Genomic DNA, 7,395 nt, shown 5'->3' on the forward strand with positions numbered 1-7,395 from the left:
CCGCGTCGCCCAATTAGGCCAAAACGCCCGACAAATGATTGGCGGCAGACTCTGTGGCGGACTTGATGCCAGCATGAACCTCTGCGCCTGCCGTTTGAAGCTGCTTTCCGGTTTCGGTCTCCGCCAATGTTCCACCGACGATCAGTTCACTGGCCGCAATGTCACCGCAGAGAACTCGACGCAACAGCTCAGGAGCATCTACCGTTTTGCCGGCGTCCGTGGTGTCAAAGCAATAAAGCAATCGCGGAGCGGGGTCTTCTGTGATGCGGATCACAATCGACGAAGGGGAGAAGTCAAACAAAAAGCGGCCGTGGTTACCGGCGACGTCACGAAGCGAAGTAATCGCTCGCAGCGCCGAAATAGCGCGATCTTTTACTCTCAGCCGATCCGGAGTCATCGCGATCCCAAATTGGTACCGAGTAGCATGGATTTCGGCTCCATAAGGAACCGGATTGCTGGCGCCTTTTTTGGCGGCGGACGGCGTGGCGCCAGGCGAAGCGGCATTGAAGGTCGTATCGCCAGCCCAAGGGGTCAGGCTGACGGCTCGTGTGACTTCCAAGACCGCTCGCCGCACGCTTGCCGATCCGGCAGTCCCCTCTTCTTTGGCAGCATCCGCCCGCATATAGCCGAGCAAGTCATCGTCGATAAACGTCTTCGCCTTTCCCTTCTTGTCGGCGAAACCGCTGAACGTGGCATCCTTCCACTCGTGCATGCGGGCCTCTTCATTCCAGTGGCGATTTGTTTCACCATTCTCAAAGGTCGCGAGTTGTTGCCGAGCAGCGAACCGAATCGCCTCGGCGCTGACCGTGGTATGAATCTGACCGTGCCAAATCAGTTTTTGTAATGTTGTCGTATTGCCTTCCGTTTCGCCCCGATTGTTGGCGGCGGTTCCAAAGTCGGTAACGATGTTGGCAAATAAATGAATGGTCATGAGCGTATCTCGATGAAAGAGTTGAATAGGAAAGTTGAGTTGCTAGATCGGAATATGAACAGCTTGTTTTAGGTCGCCTCTGATTCGGCAGTTTCTGGCGTCGGCTGTTCTTTGCCTTGGTAACTGGCGAGCGCCAAAAGCGCCAGATCACGAGCCAGTTGCCAATCTTTGCCGCTTAGCAGAGGTATCACCACGGTCCAATTGGCTTGCAGTTCTTGATTCGCCGGCACGCGGCTGATCAAGTCGCACAACGCAAACCGAAATTGATCGGCGGTCTTAGCGCCGGCGAAGGCCAAACGCCATTTTTCGAATTCACCACGAAAGCGTTTTTTCATCGCAACGCGATTCGTCTCGTTTTCTTTGGCGATTTGTCCATAGCGCCCACGAAGTGCATGGTGAACAGCCAGGACAAGCGAGCGCTGACCGTCATGATCCCAAACGTTTCCTTGAACCATTTTGTTTAACCCAGACCTTTCAAAGGAGAGACGATCACGAAGCGGTTTGCCCGTCGCGGGATCAGAGGAAAGAAACAAGCGTGTGAAACCCTTAAACCAGAGCTGTTTGCCGGCGAGATTGTCGGCAACGAGGGGGCGCACTATGCTCGATGTCCAGAACGCCTCGACGCGTTCAGTCACGACCTTGTTTTTGCCCTTTCCGATCGACTCCTTCACCTTACGGGTTGCGAGACGGGCGGGCAAATATTCTTGTGCTTGATGAAATATTTCTAGCGTACGATCATCGAGGGCTTCGATTAGTTGGGATGCGACCCGAGACTTCTGCTGAGACGCCCATGCCGTCGGTAGAAACAAATAGCTAGTGATGGAAGGAATCGCTAATTGAACTTGGACATCCTCTCCCCTCAAGGTCGCGTAGATTCCGAGAACGGCATCGCCGATGCTTCCTATTTGGGCTTGGCGTACATCTTGCGGCGTCGCAAGGGGCCGCAAGCGGGCAAATGCCTGGAGATCGGTAACATCCGGTACCAGTAGAACTGCTGACCCGCGGTTGATCGAAAACGCAAGCGTTCCGATCGGTGCGAAAAGAGCAGCTAGTAACTGGGAGGTGGTCGCCTCATGTTTTGTTCGGGAACTATAAGCGTTGTGGCGTACCGCAGCGCCGGGATAAAGTGTTCCAGGCATTTCGACAGGTCGCGTTGAAAAGCTTCCCTTGTCGATCAGATCGAGGTAGCCCGTTTGATGTTTGTAGCTGTGCAGCGGCCGAACTCGATATCGGACCGGATTACCATCGACTTCATAACTGCGTTCCACATCTGCTTTATCGCCCGTGCGAGATTTTCCATGTTGCAGAAACGTCAACATCAGTCCCTGTTGGATGCTCGCCAAGACCTGCGGAGCAGGAGCTAGGTCTCGCAGATAAGTCGGTCGCAAGGCGATGATGTCGTCATGGATCGAAAACGCAAAGGAGAATATGGGCTCAAAGAAGCTGGCGACGTTCTCTGGGTTTGGAAACGTCAATGTGATCGAATCTCTGGTGATCCGCCACGGCGGTTCGCTGTCGGGTGATCCCTCCTCGCAGTAGAAGGGAGAGTCCTGCCGTTCGATGGCTCGCAGGGTGGTTGCCAAACCGCCGATGCCGGCGCGGAGTAATTGATCCATATCGGGATCTGATAGCGACAAGGTGACTTCGCAAGGCGGCGGCTTTTTTGCAGTAGATTTCGTAGGTGCGCTCGTTTTAGCCATCGGGATTTTCTCCAGTTTGGTTCGATTGACATCGAACGAAAACGCCGCAGCCCATATGTCGTCGTCCGCCAATTCCCTGGACGGAAATGCGAATCGAGTCGTCGTCCTGCAGTTCATCCAGCAGCGTCGAGAAGCCCACAATTTCGCGACCATGAATCCGGATCGTCCGTTGCCTACCGATCGAAATCGTACAATCGCCAACTTCCAGGCGATCCAGTTGTCGCCTTACCGCATCTTTGAATGGATCCGCCTCAAAAAAGCCTTTGATCGTGACCAACCGCGATCGAAGGGAAGAGCAAGCGACCACTGCCTGGATATGCGGCGCCCCGACCGTGAAAAGCTGTCCCGCAATCTCAATCGCCTTGCCGGCCAAAGGAAGAAAGTCCGAAATACGATCGGTTGTCGTGCGAATGACTACTCGACTGTCGGAAGTGGTCATCATCTGTCTGTTCCCGATTTGTCGACCTGCAATGGGCGCCAAGGCAAAACCATTGCCACCATGGGCGACAGGCAATACTCGGGAAATTGCTCCCAACAGGGCGTAGCCATGATCGGCGGGAAGCGTTAGTAAGCGTCCTGGAAGAGGATAGTGCAACTCGATCGGTGTCATGGATAGGGTTCTCACGTTTGCTGGAATTGATTCCTGAGATACTTCTTGCGACGCTTGACTTGATCGATCGATCTACCGGTCTTGGTCGCGATAGCGGCGTTACTATCTCCCTCTTGCCAACCAAGCAGGATGAGACGATCCTGCGGGTTCGAGTTGAGCACTTCTGTTGGCTGTGTATCGCCGACAAATCGACAAATTGCTGCCATTCGCTAACGCCATCTGGCGTACTCAGATCATAAAAAACGTCGCCCATTCGCCTCCCGTTGACGCGTCATAGGTAATCGCGCTCTCTCGTGCGATGGGGTAATTGGAACAACGTAGACCGGAATCCCAGCCTTTGCGTTGGGGAGCATTCATTGGAAGCAGATAAGCCGTTGCGCCTTTCCTTTTGGCATCAGGAACATGGTGCTGCATAATGACCGTGACGCCGAATCCTGATTTTCGGATCGGCGTAACGATCGTCAGGCCTTGTCCTGTGATCCAAGCCGACTCTTGTGGCGGTGGTGGAAGCGAGTGGTCGCTCTCCTTCCAGACCTGAATCAAATCTCGTTGCGAGAGTTCGCCGTCGCCTAGCTTGGTGAGCCAAAGACGAGCGGCCTCCAGTTCCTCGACATCGTAGGGCAACGAGGTCGCGCCGTTGGGACCCATGGGATCGATAACTAGGAAGCGACCTAACGACCGATCGCCTGCGGGCTGATCTGGGCCAGCCTGACGATTGAGCCTGCCCAGACGCTGAATGAGTGCCGAGATCGGGGCTAATTCGGTTACTAGCAACGTCGCGTGTTTGAGGTCGAGTGAGACTTCCGCTACTTGAGTGGTCGATGCAAATCCTGCCCCATGGGAGGCAAACAGTTCGACTACTTCCCGATGCCGTGCCTGGCGGTCGATATAGATAAATCGGCTGTGATACACGATTGATCCGCAATCCTCCAAACGCCGACCGACATCGCGACAACGATCTACCGTGTTGCTGATCCATAAGACCCGTCCTTGTTCTGCGATGGCTTGGCGAACCGTCTCCTCCGCCTCCACTACTGAAGCGGTCGGCTCGCTCTCGACACGGACATAACGGGGCAGGCTCTCCCGGTCTGCGGGCCCGGGGACAACTTCGAGTTTCCGGCCAGATTGCAAACAGGCTTTTTCTAATGCCGTCCGGCGACCTTCCGAAAGGCTCGCGGTCATCAGAAGCACTGGTATCCCTTTGAGCTTCGCCAAGAAAGTCAATAGATTTCCAAAAAGCAGATCGTCATAACAATGGATTTCGTCGAAGACCAAGGCCGATTGGGCAAGGGCTGGCCAGGCGTAAAGGCCCGATCGATGGTTCTGCAAAATTCCCAGCACCTGATCCACAGTACAGGCGACAATCATCGTGTCCCAAGCGACTAACGAATTTATGCGAACCTGGATATCGACAGTTTCGCTGGCTTCCTCTTCCTTATCTTCGGGACTTAGGAGCAACGTCGCCATCTCCAACTGCTTGTCCAATTCCGCACGGCTATGAAAAAGGTCGGCGCCCGCTCTTGTGGCCCCAGTGTTCGTATCGCAGAGATAGTCACGAAAGCCCTCTGTCGCTGTTCCTGTTGTCGGGTAGCAAAACCAAAGCCGGCGGTCTTTAATTTGGTCGCGTGCCCAAAGATAGGCCGCCAGAGTTTTGCCTGTACCGCAACCAGCTTCCAGCAGGGTCACGTTGTCTCGGGGATTGGACTGCGCGACTTCCGACTGGAACTCGCGAGGAGCGGCGCCTTTCAATCGATCATTTACGATCGCGGCATAATCACTTGAATCTGGATTTCGGCCAAGCGTGGCTTCGATCCAATCGGTTCTCTGCTGGGCTTCGCCTAGTTGTTCCCATAATGCCGAGCCTGCGACATCCGCGCCGATCAAGCATGCTTTCACCAAAGCGCACAGTGCCTGCCATGATTCACGGTGGGCCCGAGGCTCAAACTCGTAGCTCTGAATTTCGCCAACCATCGTTTGAAGGGCCCGCTTTCCTTCCCGGTCTCTCTCCCCTCGATACAAAACCGAATCGGGCATGATTGGCGGTGGGCCAAGATCGAACCATGAGCCGATTGAATCAAGGCAATGCACAAAATCGGGGTGGGTTGTCATCAGGCTGACAGGTGACGCCTGAAGTCGATCGAAATCAATCCCGGAGCGATTATGTTTTGGGTGATGGCCTGCGACCGCAAATAGGACGATCTGCCAAACTTGCTCATCAAAATCAACTGCGGGAAACAACCAAGCCTTCACGGCCGGTTGTCGAACAAACCAAACCGATAACCATTCATGACGAATCGGAGGAAACTCTCTTTCGCCTATCAAGAGACCTTGGAATTGCGGATTCGCTTTTCCTAGATCATGAATCGCAGCGGCAAGTCGAACCGCCTTAGTCAGCCGATCGCCCCATTCTCCGGGATCCAGGCCGAAGGCTTCCAATTGGCGATAACTGGTGAGCTGGAGAATTCGCTCCGCGGCGCCAAGGACCTCGAAAAGATGCCCTTGCAGCGTCGCCTCGTCCGGAGGTGGTTTATCGACGGCATTGCATGCCTTCGCCAATAGGCGGTCTACGAATATCATGGAAGGCCAAACTCACTCCAAATGACAGCGTGCTAGCATTTCAGTGAGTAGACTATCGGGCTGTGACACCTTAGGTCAATTGAAAAGTGAAATGGAGAGAAACTCGCAATATTGGGTCATTGATGCCGGATAGCACTCATTGGCAGACTTGCCAGAAGATATTTATGCAGCGGGAAGATATAGCCGTCCGGTAAACCACACTCGACGCCAGTTCGCATCGAGATGCGTTTAGTAATCTTGATCGCCGAGCGGTTGAATCCGTCAGACCTGTTGCAGATTGGCTTGCAGCCATTGGTTTGGCAGCTGCTCGTTCGGCCCAGCATTTGAATGCCGCCAAGATTGGAGCGAACCTTTCTGGCGTGCAGCTTGACGCTCTTCGCCCCCGGCCCAGCAGACGACTTTTAACGAGCCGGGAACGCTCAACATGCCGAGCCTCGCAACAGCTCAAGCGTCATTGCGAGCGTCACGCGATCAAAGCCAGGCGGCACTTCGACACAAACGCCTTCGAGGTGAATCCGTAATGGTTCGCCCATCGCCACCAAGTCGGTTGAACTCCGTGAATCGCCAACCACCACTTCCCAAAACCGCGGCGAAGCCTTGCCCGATTCGTCATCCCGCCGAGCCAACTCCCGCTTCCAGGCATAGAAAGAGGCTTCCGAAACGCCCTGCTGCAAACAGTAGGCCCGTACTGAAAGCCCGCTCTTCGCCTGCCCGGAAATCAACTCCCGCCACCGCCGCTCCTTCAAAACATCCCGCCGCGGCCCCTTCGCCATGTTAATTCTCCCGCTGAACCATGAAATGCCTGTGATGATGTCAGGCTATCATGGGTGGGAAGATGGGGTTGGCCGGACGATTACTCCCGCTATCGAATTGAAAGTGGCTTCATTAGGAATGTCCCCCAGCCCTTCACTTATTCGGCTTGGTAACAAAGGCCATGCCGATGGTGTCCGCCAGTTCTCCAAAGTCCGTTTGGCCATTCTCGATCTGGGATGCAGCGGCAGAATACGATTTCGCCATTCTCTCAACAAGGGGAATCTGTTTTATTCCATCTTCAATACGAAATCCATCTCCGAGTATATGGACCTTCCAGAGATTTTCATCTGGAACATATCGAATTACAATCGGTTGAAGTCCCCCTGGGATCGCGAGTATCGCCGCTGTATGGCCATCAAGTTGAATTCCATCTTCAATCCAGGTGAGGTCGCGGTTCCAGTGAATTAGATCTACACTAATCTCCGTACGTGGGCCGTAGGTGTTTTCAAATTCACTTATTCGTTGATTCCCAAAGTGTTTTTCAAATTGGTACTGAAACTTATCTAAGGCGCATAAATAGTCATAAGTTGCACGAACGAGTTCGGGATGCGAACTACTCTCGACAACTACGCTCCTATACTGGTCAAATTCTCGATTTTGTATAGCTAGGAAATAAAGTCGGACCGCTTCTGCCGGCGAGTTACTCGCATTTTCCGGAAGGCTGTGACTTGGCGAAGGCATTTTTTTTTGGCATCCAAGAATTACTGCAATTAACAGCAAGGACATGAAATAAAGATGTAGCGGCATCGGTCATCCTTGCATTG

Annotated in this window: 7 protein-coding genes; all 7 read right to left on the reverse strand. The window is 53.8% G+C overall.

What is annotated here, in order from left to right:
• Positions 1-13: 13 nt before the first annotated feature.
• The gene (gene cas7i, locus SH421x_RS26625) at positions 14-931 is read right to left on the reverse strand and encodes a type I-B CRISPR-associated protein Cas7/Cst2/DevR (protein ID WP_488853063.1); all 918 of its coding nucleotides are present in this window, start codon (positions 929-931) and stop codon (positions 14-16) included.
• Between the two features lie 68 nt (positions 932-999).
• The gene (gene cas8a1, locus SH421x_RS26630) at positions 1,000-2,547 is read right to left on the reverse strand and encodes a type I-MYXAN CRISPR-associated Cas8a1/Cmx1 (RefSeq protein ID WP_488853065.1); all 1,548 of its coding nucleotides are present in this window, start codon (positions 2,545-2,547) and stop codon (positions 1,000-1,002) included.
• 76 nt (positions 2,548-2,623) lie between these two features.
• The gene (cas6, locus tag SH421x_RS26635) at positions 2,624-3,241 is read right to left on the reverse strand and encodes a type I-MYXAN CRISPR-associated protein Cas6/Cmx6 (RefSeq protein ID WP_488853066.1); all 618 of its coding nucleotides are present in this window, start codon (positions 3,239-3,241) and stop codon (positions 2,624-2,626) included.
• Positions 3,242-3,252: 11 nt separating this feature from the next.
• Positions 3,253-3,447, reverse strand: a complete 195-nt coding sequence (locus SH421x_RS26640) for a hypothetical protein (protein WP_488853067.1) — start codon at positions 3,445-3,447, stop codon at positions 3,253-3,255.
• Between the two features lie 22 nt (positions 3,448-3,469).
• Positions 3,470-5,818 carry a CRISPR-associated helicase Cas3' gene (gene cas3 / locus SH421x_RS26645; RefSeq protein WP_488853068.1) on the reverse strand — a complete coding sequence of 783 codons (2,349 nt, stop codon included), beginning with the start codon at positions 5,816-5,818 and terminating at the stop codon, positions 3,470-3,472.
• A 419-nt stretch (positions 5,819-6,237) separates the two neighbouring features.
• Positions 6,238-6,591 carry an IS66 family insertion sequence element accessory protein TnpA gene (gene tnpA, locus SH421x_RS26650; protein ID WP_488853069.1) on the reverse strand — a complete coding sequence of 118 codons (354 nt, stop codon included), beginning with the start codon at positions 6,589-6,591 and terminating at the stop codon, positions 6,238-6,240.
• A 133-nt stretch (positions 6,592-6,724) separates the two neighbouring features.
• A complete protein-coding gene (locus tag SH421x_RS26655; RefSeq protein ID WP_488853070.1) occupies positions 6,725-7,378 on the reverse strand; it encodes a hypothetical protein in 654 nt (217 codons plus the stop codon).
• Between the last annotated feature and the right edge of the window lie 17 nt (positions 7,379-7,395).

It is taken from the genome of Blastopirellula sp. SH421, from assembly GCF_057808535.1.